At 37.7% G+C, this 20,255-nt stretch carries 19 protein-coding genes and 3 pseudogenes; 7 read left to right on the forward strand and 15 right to left on the reverse strand.

All coding sequences use genetic code 11. The annotated features are described in order from the left end of the window. Positions 1 to 48: 48 nt before the first annotated feature. Complete coding sequence (locus N824_RS10620; protein WP_048905134.1) at positions 49 to 1,140, reverse strand: mannose-1-phosphate guanylyltransferase; 1,092 nt, start codon at positions 1,138 to 1,140, stop codon at positions 49 to 51. A gap of 19 nt (positions 1,141 to 1,159) precedes the next feature. Next, entirely contained in the window at positions 1,160 to 2,125 is a 966-nt protein-coding gene (locus tag N824_RS10625) for an SIS domain-containing protein (protein ID WP_048905135.1), read from the reverse strand. Positions 2,126 to 2,214: 89 nt separating this feature from the next. Here N824_RS10625 and recQ point away from each other — a divergent pair, with 89 nt between their 5' ends. Both recQ and kdsA read left to right on the forward strand, forming a co-directional pair. Continuing rightward, entirely contained in the window at positions 2,215 to 4,404 is a 2,190-nt protein-coding gene (recQ, locus tag N824_RS10630) for a DNA helicase RecQ (protein WP_048905136.1), read from the forward strand. A gap of 14 nt (positions 4,405 to 4,418) precedes the next feature. Then, a pseudogene (kdsA, locus tag N824_RS10635) lies at positions 4,419 to 5,234 on the forward strand (3-deoxy-8-phosphooctulonate synthase). Between the two features lie 6 nt (positions 5,235 to 5,240). On the opposite strand, the gene N824_RS10640 reads toward kdsA, so the two are convergent. Both N824_RS10640 and N824_RS10645 read right to left on the reverse strand, forming a co-directional pair. Then, the gene (locus N824_RS10640) at positions 5,241 to 7,139 is read right to left on the reverse strand and encodes an OmpA family protein (RefSeq protein ID WP_048905138.1); all 1,899 of its coding nucleotides are present in this window, start codon (positions 7,137 to 7,139) and stop codon (positions 5,241 to 5,243) included. A 50-nt stretch (positions 7,140 to 7,189) separates the two neighbouring features. Then, complete coding sequence (locus N824_RS10645; RefSeq protein WP_048905139.1) at positions 7,190 to 7,813, reverse strand: 7-carboxy-7-deazaguanine synthase QueE; 624 nt, start codon at positions 7,811 to 7,813, stop codon at positions 7,190 to 7,192. A 116-nt stretch (positions 7,814 to 7,929) separates the two neighbouring features. Between N824_RS10645 and N824_RS10650 the strand changes: the two genes are divergently transcribed. Continuing rightward, on the forward strand, positions 7,930 to 8,262 hold the full coding sequence (locus N824_RS10650) for a Rieske (2Fe-2S) protein (RefSeq protein ID WP_048905140.1): 333 nt from the start codon (positions 7,930 to 7,932) through the stop codon (positions 8,260 to 8,262). A gap of 18 nt (positions 8,263 to 8,280) precedes the next feature. Here N824_RS10650 and N824_RS10655 read toward each other — a convergent pair. The 6 genes and pseudogenes from N824_RS10655 to N824_RS10680 all read right to left on the reverse strand — a co-directional run bounded on the left by N824_RS10655 (position 8,281) and on the right by N824_RS10680 (position 14,825). Further along, positions 8,281 to 9,165, reverse strand: a pseudogene (locus tag N824_RS10655) (bifunctional 5,10-methylenetetrahydrofolate dehydrogenase/5,10-methenyltetrahydrofolate cyclohydrolase). Between the two features lie 59 nt (positions 9,166 to 9,224). Further along, a complete protein-coding gene (gene lepA / locus N824_RS10660; protein ID WP_048905142.1) occupies positions 9,225 to 11,012 on the reverse strand; it encodes a translation elongation factor 4 in 1,788 nt (595 codons plus the stop codon). 125 nt (positions 11,013 to 11,137) lie between these two features. After that, positions 11,138 to 11,788: pseudogene (locus N824_RS10665) on the reverse strand (copper homeostasis protein CutC). Positions 11,789 to 11,800: 12 nt separating this feature from the next. Next, positions 11,801 to 12,835: a N(4)-(beta-N-acetylglucosaminyl)-L-asparaginase gene (locus N824_RS10670; RefSeq protein ID WP_048905244.1), complete on the reverse strand. Its 1,035-nt coding sequence runs from the start codon at positions 12,833 to 12,835 to the stop codon at positions 11,801 to 11,803. Between the two features lie 16 nt (positions 12,836 to 12,851). Next, complete coding sequence (locus N824_RS10675) at positions 12,852 to 13,655, reverse strand: nitrilase family protein (protein WP_048905143.1); 804 nt, start codon at positions 13,653 to 13,655, stop codon at positions 12,852 to 12,854. A gap of 24 nt (positions 13,656 to 13,679) precedes the next feature. After that, a complete protein-coding gene (locus N824_RS10680) occupies positions 13,680 to 14,825 on the reverse strand; it encodes a methionine aminotransferase (RefSeq protein WP_048905144.1) in 1,146 nt (381 codons plus the stop codon). A gap of 67 nt (positions 14,826 to 14,892) precedes the next feature. Between N824_RS10680 and N824_RS10685 the strand changes: the two genes are divergently transcribed. Next, positions 14,893 to 15,663, forward strand: coding sequence for a queuosine precursor transporter (locus tag N824_RS10685; protein ID WP_048905145.1), 771 nt, complete (start codon positions 14,893 to 14,895; stop codon positions 15,661 to 15,663). Between the two features lie 5 nt (positions 15,664 to 15,668). Here N824_RS10685 and N824_RS10690 read toward each other — a convergent pair whose 3' ends face one another. From N824_RS10690 to N824_RS10705, 4 genes are all read right to left on the reverse strand, one after another. Continuing rightward, entirely contained in the window at positions 15,669 to 16,046 is a 378-nt protein-coding gene (locus N824_RS10690) for a GreA/GreB family elongation factor (RefSeq protein WP_048905146.1), read from the reverse strand. Between the two features lie 517 nt (positions 16,047 to 16,563). After that, complete coding sequence (locus N824_RS10695; RefSeq protein ID WP_048905147.1) at positions 16,564 to 17,013, reverse strand: RES family NAD+ phosphorylase; 450 nt, start codon at positions 17,011 to 17,013, stop codon at positions 16,564 to 16,566. A gap of 2 nt (positions 17,014 to 17,015) precedes the next feature. Next, positions 17,016 to 17,570, reverse strand: coding sequence for an antitoxin Xre/MbcA/ParS toxin-binding domain-containing protein (locus N824_RS10700; protein ID WP_235207074.1), 555 nt, complete (start codon positions 17,568 to 17,570; stop codon positions 17,016 to 17,018). Continuing rightward, entirely contained in the window at positions 17,524 to 17,931 is a 408-nt protein-coding gene (locus N824_RS10705; protein WP_048905148.1) for a response regulator transcription factor, read from the reverse strand. Before N824_RS10705 ends, N824_RS10700 begins: the two co-directional genes overlap by 47 nt. A gap of 161 nt (positions 17,932 to 18,092) precedes the next feature. On the opposite strand from N824_RS10705, the gene N824_RS10710 reads away from it, so the two are divergent. From N824_RS10710 to N824_RS10720, 3 genes are all read left to right on the forward strand, one after another. Then, entirely contained in the window at positions 18,093 to 18,269 is a 177-nt protein-coding gene (locus N824_RS10710) for a hypothetical protein (protein WP_048905246.1), read from the forward strand. Positions 18,270 to 18,330: 61 nt separating this feature from the next. Continuing rightward, positions 18,331 to 19,326, forward strand: coding sequence for an L-glyceraldehyde 3-phosphate reductase (gene mgrA, locus N824_RS10715; protein WP_048905149.1), 996 nt, complete (start codon positions 18,331 to 18,333; stop codon positions 19,324 to 19,326). A 10-nt stretch (positions 19,327 to 19,336) separates the two neighbouring features. Continuing rightward, entirely contained in the window at positions 19,337 to 19,990 is a 654-nt protein-coding gene (locus N824_RS10720) for a YceH family protein (RefSeq protein WP_048905150.1), read from the forward strand. Positions 19,991 to 20,004: 14 nt separating this feature from the next. Here N824_RS10720 and N824_RS10725 read toward each other — a convergent pair whose 3' ends face one another. After that, entirely contained in the window at positions 20,005 to 20,184 is a 180-nt protein-coding gene (locus N824_RS10725; RefSeq protein ID WP_048905151.1) for a hypothetical protein, read from the reverse strand. Positions 20,185 to 20,255 lie beyond the last annotated feature (71 nt).

Below are 20,255 nucleotides of genomic sequence, written 5' to 3' on the forward strand. Positions count from 1 at the left end.
ATTAAGACCTGGCCCGATCCGGATGTGTTAAAAGATAATTCAATGGGTTTAAATATATTTTGTGCCGAATTTTGATTTTACATCAGCAACAATTTGCTTTATGCTTTGTTCAGATGATCTTGGACAAATTAATAGTGTATTGTTAGATTCTACAACAATGTAATCATGTAAATCCTGCAAAATCACCAATTTATTCTTTGGCACATTTACCATGCAGTTTGATGAGTTAAACATCATCACCTTTTCTGAGGGAATTACTGCATTGCCAACATAATCGTGCTCAGCAATATCATAGATAGAAGCCCAGGTTCCAAGGTCAGACCAACCAAAATCAGCGGGAAGTACATAAACATTATCTGCCTTTTCCATAATCCCGAAGTCAATGGAAATATTAGTACACTGCAAATATGCATTTCCTATAAATTCGGCTTCATTAGCTGTATTATATAAATCATCTCCCTGATGGAATATCTCGTACATGTCCGGTAAATGCTTTGAGAAAGCATTGTTAATTGATTTTGCAGACCAGATAAAAATCCCGGCATTCCATAAGAAATCCCCGCTTTGTACAAAAGATTTGGCCAGATCTAAATTAGGCTTTTCAGTAAAGATTTTTACTTTATGGATCTGCTCATCAGTTTTTAATGAACTCTCCGTGTATTGTATATAACCATAGCCGGTATCAGGTCTGCTAGGTTTTATGCCTAAAGTAATCAGGCAATCATTTTCAGATGCTGCTTTTAAAGATTGTTCAATCGCTTCAACAAAAGCGTCCTGATTGGTAATGGTATGATCAGAAGGCGCTACTACAATAGTTGCATTTGGATTAATCTGGGCAATTTTCATTGATCCATAAGAAACACATGGAGCTGTATTTCTCATAATAGGTTCTGCCAAAATTTGATTCTCATTCAAATCAGGAAGCTGCTCTTTGATGATATGCGTATATATTTCGTTAGTTACTACAAATATATTTTCTGGAGGACAAATCTTTAAAAAACGATCGTAAGTGCTCTGTATAAGTGTTTTTCCAACACCGAAAAAATCAATAAACTGTTTAGGATATTCTGTTCTGCTGACAGGCCAAAAACGGCTTCCAACACCGCCAGCCATTATTAAGGCGTAATTATTATTATTCATATTTGATATTACAGTCTCTTTAAATTATACCTTCTTGTAAAAGGTCGTGAAAATGTATCATGCCAAAATAGGCTCCATTATCGGTAACCAATAGTTGCGTAATGTTGTTTTCTTTTATCATATCCAAAGCAGTGATTGCTAAAACCGCTCTATCTACTTTCTTTGGATTGGGGTTCATTMRMTCNYTMGCTNNAATATCGGCTAAATTAGAATGTTTTTCCAGCATTCTACGAATATCTCCATCAGTAATTATCCCCAAAATAGCATTGCTTTCAATAACAACAACAGCACCCAAACGGTTTTGACTAATTTCGATTATGACATCTTTAACCGATGCCGAAGGATGAATACTTGGTTTCTCGTTCTTCAGGGCAATATCTCCGGCTTTTAAATAGAGTTTTTTACCCAGTGCTCCACCCGGGTGAAAGCGCGCAAAGTCGTCTTCATTAAAATTACGTGCGTTTAACAAAGCAATAGCCAAAGCATCGCCCATAGCAAGCTGGGCAGTGGTACTGGTAGTAGGAGCCAAGTTATGCGGACAGGCTTCTTTTGCTACGAAGGTGTTTAATATAAAATCGGCCTGCAAAGCCAAATCAGAATTTAACTGACCAACCATACCGATCATAATGTTGCCGGCTTGTTTAAGTAATGGTGTCAATACCTTTATTTCAGGAGTATTTCCACTCTTGGAAATACAGATTACAATGTCGTTTTTTTGGATCATTCCGAGGTCTCCATGTACAGCGTCTGCTGCATGCATAAATATGGCCGGAGTACCCGTTGAGTTAAAAGTTGCCACAATTTTTTGCGCAATAATGGCGCTTTTTCCAATTCCGGTTACAATTACACGACCCTCACTTTCGATAATTAGGTCAATAATCTTAACAAAATCGTCATTTATATTTTCAATTAAGCCTAAAATAGCCTGAGCTTCCAACTGTAAAGTGCTAACAGCGTCGTCGATAATAGATTTTTTACTTTTCAAACAGAATTATTTAGTATATTGATGCTTTGAATTTGTGCAAAATTATGTTATTTTGAAGTAAAAATAGCACTGAATATTTTATACACGAAATGGATATAAAAAAGTCGTTGTTTGATAACTTACAAACCTTTTTTGGTTTTGATAATTTTAAAGGAGATCAGGAGTCTATCATCACCAATATTCTTGAAAAAAGAAATACGTTTGTTATAATGCCTACGGGTGGGGGGAAGTCCATTTGCTACCAGTTGCCAGCTTTGATGGAAGAGGGAACTGCTATCGTGATATCGCCATTAATTGCATTGATGAAAAATCAGGTAGATCAGCTAAGGGCATTTGGAGGAAGTGATAGTATTGCACACTTTTTAAATTCTTCTTTAAATAAAACCGAAATTACTCAAGTTAAAAGTGATTTATTAAGCGGACAGACAAAATTGTTGTATGTTGCTCCCGAATCGCTTTCTAAGCAAGACAATATAGATTTCTTAAAATTGATTAAGATTTCTTTTGTGGCGGTTGATGAAGCCCACTGTATTTCCGAGTGGGGCCATGATTTTAGGCCCGAATACAGGAAAATCAGGCAAGTGATACAAGGTCTGGGCGAAGATATTCCAATTATAGCCTTAACTGCTACTGCAACACCTAAGGTTCAGCAGGATATCATTAAGAACCTTCAAATGTCTGATGCCACTTTGTTTAAATCATCATTTAACAGGCCCAACTTATTTTATGAGATCAGGCCCAAGAGGGATGTCATTAAAGAAATCATCAGATATATAAAATACAATACCGGTAAATCAGGGATTATTTATTGCCTTAGCCGTAAAAAGGTTGAAGAGGTTGCAGAAACCCTAAATCTGAACGGTATTAAAGCCTTACCATATCATGCAGGCTTAGAACCAAAGGTGAGAGCCGATACTCAGGATAGGTTCCTTATGGAGGATGTAGAGGTTATTGTAGCCACTATCGCCTTTGGTATGGGAATCGATAAACCGGATGTGCGTTTTGTAATTCACCATGATATCCCTAAAAGCATGGAAGGTTATTACCAGGAGACTGGTAGGGCCGGACGTGATGGAGGAGAGGGAATTTGTATTGCTTTCTACGCTCAAAAGGATGTAGATAAGCTGGCCAAGTTTATGAAGGACAAGCCGGTATCTGAACGCGAAATAGGCACTCAGATATTAAAGGAGGTTATTGATTATGCTGAATCAGGCGTGTGCCGAAGAAAGCAGATCCTTCATTACTTTGGAGAGAACTTCAATGAGACCGGTTGTAATTGCATGTGTGATAACTGTAAGAAACCGAAAAAACTATTTGAGGCAGAAGAATCTTTGATGGTTCTGTTAAAGCTGATTAAAAAAATAGGAGAGAAGTTTGATGATGCCCATATCCTGAGCGTTATTTTAGGTAATGAAACTGCTCAGACAATTGCTTATGAACACAGTAAGCTTCCTGAATTTGGCTTAGGAGTTGTTGAGGGAGAGAATCATTGGAAATCACTTATAAGACAAGCGGTATTAAATAATTTCTTATCTAAAGACATAGACAATTACGGTTTACTTGGGTTAACCAATGGCGGATTAAGCTTTATTGAAAATCCATATGCACTTAAGTTTGTCCTAAATGAGCCAATAGAAAGTGCAGCGGATGATGATGAAGATGATGTGAAGCATGGTAGTGGAGCTGTAGATGCTCAGTTACTGCAGTTGCTGAAAGATCTGAGAAAGAAAATAGCMAAACAAAAGAATGTACCTCCTTTTGTAGTGTTTCAGGATCCATCTCTTGAAGAGATGTGTACCCATTATCCAATTTCGATGGACGAGCTAAAGCAAATATCGGGAGTTGGTCATGGAAAAGCGCTTAAATTTGGAGGATCTTTTCTTGAGCTTATCAAAAAATATGTAGAGGATAATGATATCGAACGTCCTATTGATCTGATTATTAAAACACAGGCCAATAAATCTCAGCTTAAAGTATCGATTATTCAGAATATAGACAGAAAAATTGGCCTCGAAGACATTGCAAAATCGAAGGGTATCACATACGATGATATTCTAAAAGAAGTAGAAGCAATTGTAAATTCTGGCACCAAACTAAATCTTAGTTACTTTGTGGATGAAGTGATAGATGAGGACCGCCAGGATGAAGTATTTGATTATTTCCAATCAGCAGAAAATGACTCAATTGATGAAGCATTAAGAGAACTTGGAGAATCAGATTATTCTCGTGAAGAAATACAGCTGATGCGTATTAAATTCATGTCTGAACTAGGTAATTAACAATAAAAACAACGATGATCAATTTCCCTTTAAATAATTTCAAAAATCAGGAATCAGGTAATTTCTTTTTAATGGCAGGGCCCTGTGCCATAGAAGGCGAAGAAATAGCCATGCGCATAGCCGAAAAGATAGTGACAATAACAGATAAACTACAAATACCATATATTTTTAAAGGCTCATACCGTAAAGCTAACCGCTCTAAAGGTGATTCTTTTACCGGAATTGGTGATGAAAAAGCACTTAAAATATTAGAGAAAGTAAGTAAAACCTTTGGTGTACCAACGGTAACAGATATTCATKAMASCRMTGNSKYWGMTATGGCTGCTGCTTACGTTGATGTGTTGCAGATTCCAGCTTTTTTATGCAGACAGACCGACTTGTTAATTGCAGCTGCCAAAACAAATAAGGTTGTAAACGTTAAAAAAGGACAATTTCTATCTGCCGGATCAATGAAATTTGCTGTAGAAAAAATAGTAGAGGCAGGAAATAATAAAGTGATCCTTACAGATAGAGGCAATACTTTTGGCTATCAGGATCTTATCGTAGATTACCGTGGTTTGCCCGAAATGCAATCTTTTGGAGTACCTGTTGTTATGGACTGTACGCATTCATTACAGCAGCCAAATCAAAGCAGTGGTGTAACAGGAGGTAAACCGGCATTAATAGAAACAATTGCTAAAGCTGCAATTGCGGTGGGAGCGGATGGCTTGTTTATTGAAACACATCCTGATCCGGCAAATGCAAAATCAGATGGTGCTAATATGCTGCATCTCGATTTGCTCGAAGACCTTTTGGTTAAACTAATTAGAGTAAGAAAAGCGGTTATTTAATCGCTTTTAAAGCTTACTGATAACAAAAGAAGTTCTCCTGTTCAGCTTTCTATTTTCTTCAGTGTTATTGGATGTAATAGGGTTCGATTCACCATACCCTTTGTAAGTTAAGCGCTCAGCCGCTATTTTATGTTCTAAAAGGTAATCATAAACCGCTTTGGCACGCTGCATAGAGAGTTTTTCGTTGTCCTTTACATTTCCAACATTGTCAGTATGTCCCTGTATTTCAATGCTAATATTGGCATTGTTATTTAAAAGATCTACAAGTGTAGTTAATTCGGTAACGGATGCAGGTAGCAAACTATGCTGGTTGGTGTTAAAGAATATGTTTTTCAATATTACATTGGTGCCTACCTTTAGTTTTTCCAGCAAAATCTCCAGCAGAAAGGGTTTGTTAGAATAGGAACTATTCAATTCATAATTTTCAGAATAAAACAAATAACCATCGGAGCTAGCGTTAAAGGCATAGTTTCCTCCAATTGGCATTACGGCAAGGAAATCTCCGGTTTCTTTAGAAGTATAATCGTTATATTCAGTTTTTCCATTTTTGAGGTCCACTACCTGAACCTTTGCTTCTACAAATACACCTGTTTTTTTATCCTTTACAATGCCTTTTACATAAGTAATCGGGAGTGGTTTTTTATTTTCTGGCATTTTGAACCGGTAAATGTCCATGTCGCCAAATCCTCCTTTTAAATTCGAAGAAAACAAACCTTCTGTGCCATCAGGAGTTACTATTAAGCCGGTTTCTTCATTAAATGTATTAATAGGATAACCTAGGTTTTCTGGTTTGCCCCAATGCCCGGAATCGTCCAATCTGCTTAAAAAAACGTCCTTATTTCCTAATCCAGGCCATCCGTCCGACGAAAAATAAAGCGTTTTTCCGTCTGGATGGATAAATGGAGTATGCTCATCATATGGCGTATTTATTTCGGGTCCAAGATTTTGAGGGACGCCCCAATACCCATCACTTTTTAGTGTGCTTTTCCATATGTCATAGCCACCTAAACCACCTGGTCGGTTGCTTACAAAAAACAAAGTGGTGCCATCAGGACTAATTGCAGGTTGCGAATCCCAAAAAGGTGAGTTTAAAGGGGCACCGAGATTAAAAGGTTCGCCCCAGTTATTACCTTCTTTATGGCTAACATAAATGTCGCATCTGCCTAAGCCATCAGGTCTGTTGCATCCAGTAAAAAACAAATAAAGCCCGTCAGGTGAAATGGATTGAGCGCCCTCGTTAAATTTTGAAGTGTTAATTTTATCACTCAATGGAGTAGGAGTTGTCCATTCTTTATTAACCTTGGCAGAAATAAAGAAGTCTTCGTTTCCATTTATGTTTCTGCTAAAAATTAGTTTTTCTCCATCTGCAGTAACAGAAGGAAAGTAGTCTCTATAGCTGGAATTTATCTCTTTTCCCAGGTTAACCGGCTCGTATTGCTGGGGGAATTTTATTGCTAAAACGGCAAACTCACAATCTTTAAGGTATTTATTGGCTTTATTAATGAAATCTTTATCGTTGCCTTTGTAGTTTTTAATAAAGAGTTCGATGTGTTTTAAAGCATTCGAATAGTCGCCTGTATTTAACTCAGATTCAGCTAACCCGTAATATAAACGGGGATCAGCTTTATCGGCTCCAAGATTTAAAGCACTCAGATATGCCGTTTTAGCTGCGTCAAAGTTCTTTGTTCTGCGATTGATATCGCCAAGTTGTATAAAGGCAAACTGAAAAGACGGATCTTCTTTTACAGTTTCTAATAAAGCAGAAACTGCAAGGTCATAATTATCTTGCTTTAAATAATTCTGAGCTTTATCAAAATTGGTCTGCGCCTTCTTTATATTGGTAGTTTGGGCACCAGCATGTACAACAACAAAGAGTAAGAAGAACAGGAGTAACGTTTTCTTCATTGACGCTTATATTAACGATAATATTAAATATAGCGAAATAGATAGAAAACCTATGGAATGTTTAAAAATTTATGTGTCTGTAAAGAAATTTCCCATTTCGGATTAGCCATTACATAATCAATGATCAATGGGGTAATCTCCTTTGATTTTGACCACTCTGGCTGTAAATATAGTTTACAGTTTTCGGAAACTGTTTCAGCATATTTCTCTGCCCATTCGAAATCGCTTTTGTTGAACACAATAACCTTTAGTTCATTTGCAAAAGGTGTAATATCGGGTCTTGGGGCTTTAAATTTCTTGGGCGATAAACAAATCCAATCCCATTCTCCAGAAAGCGGGTATGCACCAGAGGTTTCAATAAAGGTTAATATTTTCCGTTCGCGAAGCCTTTGAGTAAGGTAATCGAGGTTATAGATTAAAGGCTCCCCACCGGTAATGACGACAGCTTTACCTGGAAAAGTATCGGCTTTAGCAACAATATCATCAGATAAAGTGAGCGGGTGTAGTTCAGCATCCCAGCTTTCCTTTACATCACACCAGTGACAACCAACATCACAACCGCCTAAGCGAATAAAATAAGCTGCTTTACCGGTATTAAATCCTTCCCCCTGTATAGTGTAAAACTCTTCCATCAATGGAAGTAGCGTGCCGTCTGCTGGTATTTGATGTGCCATATATAAGGGTGCAAAGTTAAATAAATATCCGGGGGAAATTAGATTATATGTATATTGAGCCAATATAAATGACCTATCTGTGAAGAAGTTGTTTGAAATTTAATTAGAGTTCGATTTTGAAGTGGCATAAAATAGAGACAGAAATACCTGACGAGGAATTTGTGAAGCAGATCAATATTGGTGGTAAAAAGGTATGTCTGGTAAAACATCAACAAAAAATTTTTGCAGTACAAAACACCTGTCCACATGCCGGAGGTATTTTAAGTGGCGGATGGTGTAAAAACGGGCATCTCATTTGTCCTATTCATCGTTGGGAGTATAATCTTGAAAACGGAAGAGGAGCAGAGGGCCAGGGCGATTACATAGATATTTACCCGCTAGAAACCAGATCTGACGGGGTTTATGTAGGTTTTAAAGAAAGCTGGATTAAAAAGCTTTTTGGAAAATAGAATATTATAGAAACTTATTTACCTGTAGATTTCTTTTTTAGCCGATGCAAGTGTGTTCTTTAACAAACCAACAATAGTCATTAATCCAACACCACCCGGAACAGGAGTTATCCATGAAGCTTTTGGTGCAACATTTTCAAAATCTACATCCCCATACAGTTTGTATCCTGATTTTGTAGCAGTAGAAGTTTCTCTGTTCATACCCACATCAATAACGATAGCACCAGGCTTCACCATATCAGCAGTAATGAAGTTCTTTTTGCCAATAGCAGCAATAATGATATCACCTTGCAAACACATTTCTTTTAAGTTAGTAGTTCTGCTATGAGTAAGGCTTACTGTACAGTTACCGGGATTTGCATTGCGGGCCATCAGAATACTCATTGGGCTACCAACAATATTACTTCTACCAACAACTACGCAGTGTTTACCAACCGTATCTATTTGATAAGACTCCAACATTAGCATAATACCGTAAGGCGTTGCAGGAATAAAGCATGGTAAATTGCGCATCATGCGTCCTAAATTGATTGGATGAAATCCATCCACATCCTTACGGTGATCGATAGCTTCAGTTACCTTTTCAGGATCAATATGTTTAGGAAGTGGAAGTTRWRYWRYYANMAMMRTSAAMAMCWGCRWMMWMGTTRRYTTCNYWRWCTTNWTTGNAWCAGNNMTWSCTMAGNAWCGGNAASAKCRTNRTSTRRKCAATGAAGACTGGAAGCCAACTTTTTCGCAGTTTTTCATTTTGCTGGCAACATAAGTCTCACTTCCTCCATCATTACCTACAAGTATGGCTACCAGGTGGGGCTTTCTGCCGCTCTCTGCTAAAAAATCTGCAGCCTCAACCGCTATTTCCTGTTTTATTTTCTCTGATACAAATTTTCCGTCAAGTAACTGCATTTAAATGATGTTATTCGTTAATAAATATATTCAGCCAGGCCGAATTGTTGCAATAAATGTTAATCTAATTTCAATACCGCCATAAATGCAGTTTGTGGAATTTCCACATTTCCTACCTGACGCATACGTTTCTTACCTTGTTTCTGTTTTTCCAATAACTTACGTTTACGGGAAATATCACCGCCATAACATTTAGCGGTAACATCTTTACGTAAAGCGCTGAGCGTTTCACGGGCAATAACTTTTGCACCAATAGACGCCTGTATCTTAATCTCGAATTGTTGACGAGGGATTAGTTCTCTTAGTTTCTCACAAATTTTCTTTCCAAAATCGTAAGCATTGCTACGGTGAATCAATGAAGATAAAGCATCAACAGGTTCATCATTTAGCAGCATGTCTAGTCTTACCAGGTCCGACTTGCGGTAACCAACCTGATGGTAGTCAAATGAGGCATAACCTTTAGAAATTGTTTTCAGCTTATCATAAAAGTCAAAAACGATCTCTCCCATAGGCATTTCAAAAACAAGTTCTACACGATCTGAAGTCAGGTAAGATTGATTTACAATAATTCCTCTTTTCTGAATACAAAGTGACATTACTGGACCCACAAATTCGGCCTTGGTAATGATATTTGCTTTGATATAAGGTTCTTCTACAGAATCCAATTTACTTGGATCTGGTAAATCAGAAGGATTGTTTACAGTAACTTCTTCGCCCTTAGTGGTGTGCGCGATATATGATACGTTGGGTACGGTTGTAATAACCGTCATGTCAAATTCACGCTCTAAACGTTCCTGGATAATTTCCATGTGCAGCATTCCTAAGAAACCGCAACGGAAACCGAAGCCTAAAGCCGCTGAACTTTCAGGTTCAAACACAATAGAAGCATCGTTAAGTTGCAACTTGTGCATTGCCTCACGCAATTCCTCAAACTCATCAGTATCAACAGGATAAATTCCGGCGAAAACCATTGGTTTAACCTCTTCAAAACCTTGAATTGATTCTAACGATGGTCTGTCAACAGTGGTTATCGTATCACCAACTTTTACTTCACGGGCTTCTTTGATCCCCGAAATAATATAACCTACATCACCGGTCTTAACAACACTGCGTGGCGACATATCCAGTTTCAGGATACCAACTTCGTCTGCTAAATATTGTTTGCCTGTGTTTATGAATTTAACCTTATCACCTTTTTTAATCTGACCGTTTACTACTTTATAGTAAGCGATAATTCCCCTGAAAGGATTAAAAACAGAGTCGAAAATCAATGCCTGTAAAGGCGCGTCAGGATCACCAACCGGAGCAGGAACACGGTCTACAATAGCCTGAATAATATCAGGAATTCCCAAGCCCGTTTTGCCTGATGCAGGGATAATCTCCTCACGTTTACAGCCAATTAAGTCAATAATCTGATCTTTTACTTCCTCAGGCATTGCCCCAGGTAAATCCATTTTATTCAAAATCGGGATAATCTCAAGATCGTGCTCTAAAGCCAAATATAAGTTTGAAATAGTTTGTGCCTGAATTCCCTGAGATGCATCAACAATCAGTAGGGCGCCTTCGCAAGCTGCAATAGAACGCGAAACTTCGTAAGAAAAATCTACGTGTCCGGGAGTATCAATCAGGTTAAAATTGTATTCAATTTCGCCAACCTTATAATTCATTTGTATGGCATGACTTTTAATCGTTATGCCTCGCTCACGTTCAAGGTCCATGTTATCCAATAACTGGGCCTGCGATTCGCGTTGAGTAATCGTCTCAGTGTATTCTAATAAACGGTCAGCCAAGGTGCTTTTCCCGTGGTCAATATGTGCAATTATGCAAAAATTACGTATATGCTTCATCAGTGGCGCAAAGATAAGATTTTGAGCGGATTATTATGCAGGTTTGTTGGCCAGCCCGATTAAATTTTTTACAGTCTCACTATCAGTAAGATCGTAACTAAATTCATCAGCTACACTTCSMATKCTYANWTCNKKSGGWKWCTAAACTGCATTTGGCTCTTAACTGCATGCTTTGCAGAGGCATGAAACTCTTTAGCGCCTGTTAATTTAATGATGTCAGCAATATTACTTATAGAAACACCGGCACCAGGCATAATGATAATTCTGTCTTTAGCCTGTTTAATCAGCTTTGCAAGTACACCTGCTCCTTTAAACGCAGAAGATTCTCCGCCCGAAGTAAGAATTCGCTCACAGCCGAGCTCAATAATGTCCTCTAAAGCCTTTTCCAGGTCATTACTCATGTCAAAAGCCCTGTGAAACGTTACAGGCATAGGTTTAGCTGCTTCAATAAGTGCTGCGCATCTTTCTTTGTCTACGCTGCCATCAGTTTTTAAGATACCTATAACTACTCCATCACAATTTAATGATTTGCAGATTTTTATATCTTCTTTCATTAGGTCAAACTCCAAATCAGAGTATAGAAAATCGCCTCCGCGTGGTCGTATAATAGGGTATACCTTTATAGAAAGCATTTTTTTCGCTAAAGCGATTGTTGCATAACTTGGTGTTGTGCCGCCTTCAGGTAAATTATCGCATAGCTCAATCCTTATTGCTCCCCCTTCCTGAGCTGCAAGAGCAGATCTTACAGAATTGGCGCAAACCTCCATATTTACCATGATACTTAAATATTAATAATAACTTTTTCCGGGAATTAAAAGGTCATTTTTCTGTTCAGTACAAACGGCATAACTAAAGCCTTTCTGAATAGCATAAGCGCCATATTCTCCTTTTTTATTGATGGCAAGAAAGCCTACCTGTATCACTTTTGCAATTTCAGGTTTCTTTTTAATGATTCTCATTACGGCCTCTTTGCAGGCGTCTTCGGGCGAATAGCCCTGGCGCATTAGTTCTACTACCAGAAAGCTTCCGACGTTACGGATCACTTCTTCGCCAACTCCGGTAGAAGTAGCGCCACCAACTTCATTATCCACATATAAACCAGCGCCAATTATTGGGCTGTCGCCTACACGGCCATGTAGTTTATAAGCCATTCCGCTGGTTGTACATGCACCGGAGATATTTCCTTTTGCATCAATGGCCAGCATGCCTATAGTGTCGTGATTGTATTGATTGCCGGGTAATTTAGTAGGAGCAGCTTTTTGATAGAGCTTGTTCTCAATATTCATTACCGGGGCATATTTTGCGGTTTTAAGCCATTCTTTCCAGGCTTTTTCACTTTCTTTGGTAAGTAAATTTTCCTTTTTAAAACCGTTTTCTAAAGCAAACTGAAGGGCGCCATCACCAACAAGCATTACATGTGGTGTTTTTTCCATTACCAATCTGGCAACAGAAATTGGGTGCATAATATGTTCCAGGCCCGCTACAGAACCACAATTACCCTGTTCGTCCATAATACAGGCATCAAGTGTAACGTGCCCGTCTCTATCGGGCAAGCCGCCATAACCTACCGATTGATTTTTAGGGTCAGCTTCTGGCACGTGAACACCTTGTTCAACTGCGTCCAGTGCTCTCCCTCCTGAAGACAATACTTTCCATGCTGCCTGATTAGCAGCAATTCCAAAATCCCAGGTAGAGATTACAATAGGTTTAACATCAATTGAGGTTGATTTAGCCGGAATCATTTCGGCTATACTACTTTTATTAACAGCTAGAAGCGAAGCCGATATTGCAGTTGTTTTTATGAATTTTCTACGATTAAACATTGTAGGTTTAAAGTAACTAAATAATTTTAAAATTATCAGCATCTCTTAGAAAAGGAAAACTATGGCGGGTTTTAACCAAGTCATAGTAACCTATGCTAAAGGTGTATAGATCTTCATCTTCAGGTTTGTAATAAACAGTTTTTCCCATTGGGTCAATACATTGAGAATGACCACTGTGATAAACTTCTTTTCCATCATGACCAACCCTGTTTGCGGCAATCACATAACTTTGATTTTCAATGGCACGGGCAGGAATGAGTGCGTTCCAATGGCTCGATCTTTTATCTGGCCAGCTTGCAATTAATAATAGTATATCATATTCTGCATTCTGATTGCGCAGCCATACAGGGAAACGAAGGTCATAGCAGATGGCTAGACGTATTTTCCAGCCTTTTAAGTCTACAATCACTTTGTCGTGGCCAGGCGTGTAAGTCTTATCTTCATCACCTAAACCGAAAAGGTGACGTTTATCATAATGGCTGAAACTACCATCCGGCAACATCCATATTAAGCGGTTAAAATATTTATCGTTTTCTTTTACAATTAAACTTCCGGTAACAACGCAATCGTATTTATCGGCTGTTTGTGCCATCCACTGCATTGTTTTTCCGTTCATTTCTTCGGCAAGTGAGGCAGCATTCATGCTAAAACCTGTGTTGAACATCTCTGGAAGTATGATCAGATCTGTTTTCTCTTTTATCCCCATTGATAATCTGAGGGCAAGGTTCTGTAAGTTTTTATCTATGTTTTCCCAAAATAGATAGGCCTGATAAATTGTAATTTTGAGATTGCTAATATTCAGGTTATTTGGTTGATCCATTATTCTAATTTAAAGGGATGTAAATTATAACTTCATTAGTCCTTCAACGGCTTTTTCTAATGTTTCGTGCTTTTTAGCAAAACAAAAGCGTAATACTTTATGATCTGTTTTTCTAATGTAGAAGGCCGAAACAGGTATGCTCGCTACTCCATTTTCCCTGACAAGCTTTTGGGCCATATCTGTATCTTTCTCGTCATTCAAGTGAGCATAGCTAACACATTGAAAATAAGAACCATGACAAGGTAATAATTTAAATTTAGTTTCGCCAAGTAATGAACGGAAGAAATCCCGCTTTTCCTGGAAAAAATCGGGTAACCCGCTGTATGTTTCAGGGTCATTAAGGTAATTAGCTACGCCTACCTGCATTGGCGTGTTTACACTAAAAACGTTGAACTGGTGTACTTTACGAAATTCCTTCATTAAGTTGGCAGGAGCAAGGCAGTAGCCGAGTTTCCATCCTGTTGTGTGTAGTAATTTGCCAAATGATGCTGCAATAAAACTTCTGTCTCTTAATTCGGGATATAAAGCGAGGCTATGATGTTTTTTACCATCAAATATGATATGCTCATACACCTCATCACTAAGAATAAGTATATCTGTATTCTTAGTGAGTTTAATAAGCGCTTTGATGTCCTTTTCCGTTAAAATACTGCCAGTAGGGTTGTGGGGGCTATTTAAAATGATCATTTTGGTGTTCACAGTAAATAGTTTCCTTACCATTTCCCAATCGATCTCATAATCCGGTGGCACCATTTCGTAAGGCTTTACCAGTCCACCCAATAGTTTAATTGCAGGGGCATAAGAGTCGTAAGCCGGTTCAAAAATAATTACCTCGTCACCAGCGGTAATGCAGGAAGATAATGCAGTAAAGATAGCCTGTGTTCCGCCTGCGGTAACCGTAACTTCAGTATCCGGATTATAATCAGCATCGTAAAGTGTATTTGCTTTTTCTGCAATAAGTTCCCTAAGTGATTGTAATCCTGGCATAGGGGCGTACTGATTAAAGCCTTTCTTCATTGCATTAGATACAAAATCTACCAGTTTAGGATCGCAGTCATAATCCGGAAATCCTTGTGATAGGTTTATAGCATTATGTTCTTCAGCAAGTTTGGACATCACCGTAAAAATAGTGGTGCCAACTGTGGGTAATTTGGAATGTATTGATATCATGTTTAAGCGAAAATAGAAATAATATTTATCCTGTTATATCAGAATTATTTAATAATTTCAACCTGCTATGACTTTTAAAACAAAAGAGAGCAGGTTACTGCTTATTTTAGGGAGCTTCTTTGTCGCGAACGCCATACTCTCAGAGTTTATTGGTGTAAAGATATTTACAGTTGAGGGTACTCTTGGTATCGAAAAGTTTAATATTAATTTACTGGGAGTACCCAATCTCTCTTATAATATGTCGGCCGGTGTTTTAACCTGGCCCATCATATTTATCATGACTGATATTATAAATGAGTATTTTGGCGTGCGACAAGTTCGTTATTTATCTATTTTAACGGCCATTTTAATAGCATATGCATTTATTGTTGTGGGTGGAGCTATGCACTTACAGCCTTCCGATTTTTGGGTTACACAAACCATTAATGGCGAATCATTAAATATGAATAATGCCTTTACCGGTATATTCGGACAGGGTATGTGGATCATAGTGGGCTCTATTGTTGCTTTCCTTGTAGGCCAGATTGCTGATGTGCTTATTTTTCATAAAATTAAGAAAGTTACCGGCGACAAGGCCTTGTGGTTACGTGCCACCGGTTCAACATTAGTTTCGCAATGCATTGATAGTTTTGTGGTTATCTTTATTGCTTTTTATCTTAACCCCCAGTACCACTGGAGCTGGCAAATGGTTGCTGCAATAGGCCTGGTAAATTACACCTATAAGTTCGTGGTAGCCATTCTGATGACTCCTATATTATATGTTGTTCATGGGATTATAGACAGGTACCTTGGGAAAGACCTGTCCCATCGGATGATAACAATGGCAGGCAGGAGGTAAGTGGCTTACATCCTGTTTACCGATAGTATTTTAAACTCCTGTAAACCGTCGGGCATTTCCCAGGTAATAATGTCGTTTGTCCTGTAGCCAAACAGTGCAATTCCTATGGGAGCAAAAACAGATACTTTTTGAAGTTTTATGTTTGCCTCTTCGGGCATTACAAGTTTAAAGGTAAACTCTTTACCGGTTTTGGTATTTGCTATACGGGCTTCAGATTTTAGGCACACTACATCAGATGGAAGTTCCGCTTCTGAGTATATGGTGGCTTCTTTTAATTCGTTGCTTAATTTTTCTTTGTTGTAAGCGCTCATATTTGATTTTTCCAGATGTTCCTTTAATAATTTAAAGTCGCTTTTTGATAATGACAATGATTTAGTTTCCATGATCTTGAGTGTATTGTGAATTAATATTTGTTATATTTTTTCAAAAAATTAATACGCGATTCAGACTTTTGCTAAAAAGGCATTAATATTGAAAAATGAAGAATGAGAAAAAGCAGATTTTTATTAGGTGCTTTTAACCCCCGCATCGAAAAAAGAAAATCGAAATGATACGGGGTCTAATTAATAAAGTCCTTGCTGGTGGTTTGAAAACTAAAACCGAAAGGATAGTTTTCTCTAAAAAACCGTTTGAAAAGCGCATACGCATGTAACTGATGCCTATTGTAGGCGCCAATAATAGCTTTTTGTATGTTCTTTTGGTGATTCATTGTTTGCTAATGTCGTCACCTTTTTCCTCATTTCAAAAGATAATCGGTTTTTACAATAAAAAATGATTTGGAGTTTACTTAGTGATGAGATAAGTTCTATCAAATTTTCTATTCACCCAGGCATACCCTATAGAATCCCCTTATAACCGGGTTCTAATTGTCTGTTGTTATAAGGAACAGGACGCGAAATATTAGCTTTTTATTCTTCTGTCAAAAACAAAAGGTTCCGATTTTAATAATTTTATCGATTTAAAATCCGGATGGTTGGGGTTTATTAGGTAATTGTATTCTGCTGTAATGATAGAAGAGGGAACTTTTAAAATGGCAGATTTACCCTCGTTGATCCAGTCTTCCCCAATTTTTTGAGTTAATGGTATGTTGTGGTATTCAATCCAGTTGCCTGGTAATTTTTTAATATCTACAGGAATGATTCTTATGTCGTCGGGGATTTCTATAGTCATTACCTGAAACGATTGGTTTAATCCTATTTGATTTCTGTGCACAACATTTTCCAGACAAGCCAGTGAGCGGGAGCCCGCACTATATATTACCTCTACGTCGTTAGGATTCCAGCGTGCGGCTCTGCCCGAAGCAAATAACTTGGTGGCATATTTAGCCAATGCTATACGAAATACATGCATGATTAAGCTAAATCACCATATTCAATCCTTATCAGTTCCTCTTCAATTAGGGTAATACCGGTAATGGTATCCATAAGATCGAAAGGAGTTTGATTGCCAAGACCATATGAAGGAGTGTTTAGCCACTGATGAAAAAGCTTTGCAGACCCAAAAATTTCGATGCCTTTATCAAAAAGAGAAAAAGATTTTAAAAGCTTTTCACTTAAAGCGGCATCTAGCTTTGATGAATTTGAAACGTAATTTTGTATCGTTTTTACATTTGTTTTAAAAGTATCCTGAAACTCTTCTTTAGTGAAACCCGAAAGATTAAGAAAATCAATGGCGGCTTTTGCTGATAATCCGTTTTTAGAATTAGTAAGAACACTTATTGGGTTGCCATATAACGATTGGTAAGACGCAATAACTGCGCTTTCTGAAACAACAGATATTTTTGACTTTGTTTTGTATGGTTTTGGAGTGTTTGCCATAATGCTTTTATCTAAATACAAAACAAATATAGGAATTTTTTCCTTAATTATTAGAATTTTTTCTCGTTTGTTTTTGTTGATAATCATCATGACCATTTAGTACCCTCTTTACGGAATTGAGCATGTCATCCAAATCAAAGGGTTTGCTGATAAAACCATTGGCGCAGGCTTCTTCTAAAACCGCTCTTTCGGCGGCATGTGCCGACATAATTATAATTGCAATATGGTCGGTTTTTTTATTGGTTTTTAAGTCTCTGCAAATATTTATACCATTGCCATCGGGTAATTTTACGTCTAAAAGTATCAATTCAGGATGTTGAACAGCTACTTTTTCATAAAAATCTTTTGCAGTCCCAGAAGTCACAACTTCATAACCGGCTTCTACCAATACGTATTCAACTATAAAACGGATATCTTCGTCATCCTCAACAACATGTATAAGTTCAGCCATGGCATAATCATTTGTTTAGTTCGCTTTAGAAAATAACCTGTGAACTTATAAAAGGTTTTAAAAAAAAAGAGTACGGGTACAAAAAGTGCAATAGAAGTGAAGTTATGCGCGTTTATTTCCAAAATAATATATATTTGGCTTATAAATTAAAAAATCAAAACATGGAAAAATTTTCAAAAGTTAAAGAATTGTTAGCTTCTGTTGAGGCTGATGCTGAGAAATTTTACAATTCTGGCAACAATGCAGCTGGAACAAGAGTACGTAAAGCTATGCAAGATTTAAAAGTTCTTGCTCAAGAAATTCGTGCTGAAGTTACAGAGAAAAAAAACGCTAAATAAGTATTAATTTATTTAAATATCAGTAGCGGTTTTTGCCGCTACTGAATATTTTATCTATTATATGCCATATAAACCCAGTTCCAGCCGATATACTCAAATGCAATACCGCCGTTGCGGTAACAGTGGGTTAAAACTTCCAGCAATTTCATTAGGCCTATGGCACAATTTTGGTCATGTAGATCAGTTGGAAAATTGCAGTAACATATTAAAACTCGCTTTTGACAGTGGTATTACTCACTTCGATCTTGCTAATAACTACGGTCCGCCTCCAGGTTCAGCCGAAGAAAATTTTGGTAAGCTATTAAAGAGAGATTTTGCCGGTTACAGAGATGAAATGATCATTTCAAGTAAGGCTGGTTATACCATGTGGGATGGACCTTATGGCGATTGGGGCTCTAAAAAATATCTGGTATCAAGTTTAGATCAGAGTTTAAAAAGAATGGAGCTAGATTATGTTGATATTTTTTATCACCATCGTCCGGATCCGGAGACTCCGCTTGAGGAAACCATGGCAGCATTAGATCTGATTGTTCGTCAGGGTAAGGCATTATATGTAGGTATATCTAATTATAAACCTGAAGAGGCCGCGCGTGCCATTCAAATTTTAAAAGAACTAGGCACCCCATGTATTATCCATCAGCCCAAATACTCTATGTATGAGCGTTGGATAGAGGATAGCTTATTAGATCTTTTAGGTAATGAAGGTGTTGGCTGTATTCCATTTTCGCCGCTGGCACAAGGAATGCTTACTGATAAGTATTTAAAAGGAATTCCTGAGGATTCAAGAGCAGCAAAGTCTCATGGATTTTTACAGCGCGATCAAATTACTGACCAAAAACTAGCTCAGCTTAATAAACTGAATGCTATAGCTCAGGAAAGAGGACAAAAATTGGCTCATATGGCGCTGTCTTGGATTTTACGGGACGAAAGAATTACTTCTGTATTGGTAGGCGCAAGCAAACCGGAGCAGCTTGCTGATTCATTAAAGTGCCTGGAGAACATCAATTTTACCAAAGATGAATTAAACAGGATCGATCTTATTTTATCTAATTCTTAAGAATAGCTTAATGGATTCACCCCAAACCCTGCCGGTTTTAAATGCCGAAGAACTTCGTGTTTTAGGTGTATTAATGGAGAAATCGAAGACTACTCCTGAGTATTATCCAATGACCATCAATGCAATTACGGCAGCTTGTAATCAGAAAACTTCGCGTAAGCCGGTTGTACAATACGATGAGCAGACGGTAATATTGGCTCTTGATACTTTAAAAAGGAAGAGTTTAATTTCAACTGCAACAGGTGGTTCTAGCAGGAGCATTAAGTACAAGCATAATTTTGCTATTGTTTTTCCTGTAACGCCTCAGGAAGTAGCTATTATTTGTTTGCTGATGTTACGAGGTGCACAAACACCAGGTGAATTAAATACGAATTCGGGCAGATTATATGAGTTTGAATCGCTGGAAGATGTACAGTCTGTACTTGAAAGACTATCAGATCCGGAAATGCCCTATGTTTTGCAGTTACCTAAGCGCGCAGGACAAAAGGAAATGCGTTATGTACATTTATTGAGCGGAACTCCTGATTTAACACAGGATGATTCGATAGACGATAATTACAGCAGACCCGCAAGTGATTTGGAACAGCGGTTGGCAAAAGTAGAAGAGGAGCTTGCAATAATGAAAGCCGATTTTGATAAACTTATGAAAGAATTGATGGGGTAAGTTTTACCTCAATACTACTTCTTTGCAAGAGTTTTTGCAGAATCCGTTTTAGTAGTGTCTGCAGCTATAACTGCAGTGCTATCTGTTTTTGCATCAGCAACCAGAGGCTCCGGTGCCCTTAGCTGCATCTTTTGTGTATCACCGCAGGCACTTAACAGCAATAAAAGACCAAAGAGAGGTAAAATACTTTTCATAAGTTTTGACTAAATAGTTGATTTAGTCAAAAGTATATACTAATATTCAAAAGTAAATACTTTTGCAAGTA

Source organism: Pedobacter sp. V48 (assembly GCF_000523515.1).
Taxonomy (GTDB): domain Bacteria; phylum Bacteroidota; class Bacteroidia; order Sphingobacteriales; family Sphingobacteriaceae; genus Pedobacter.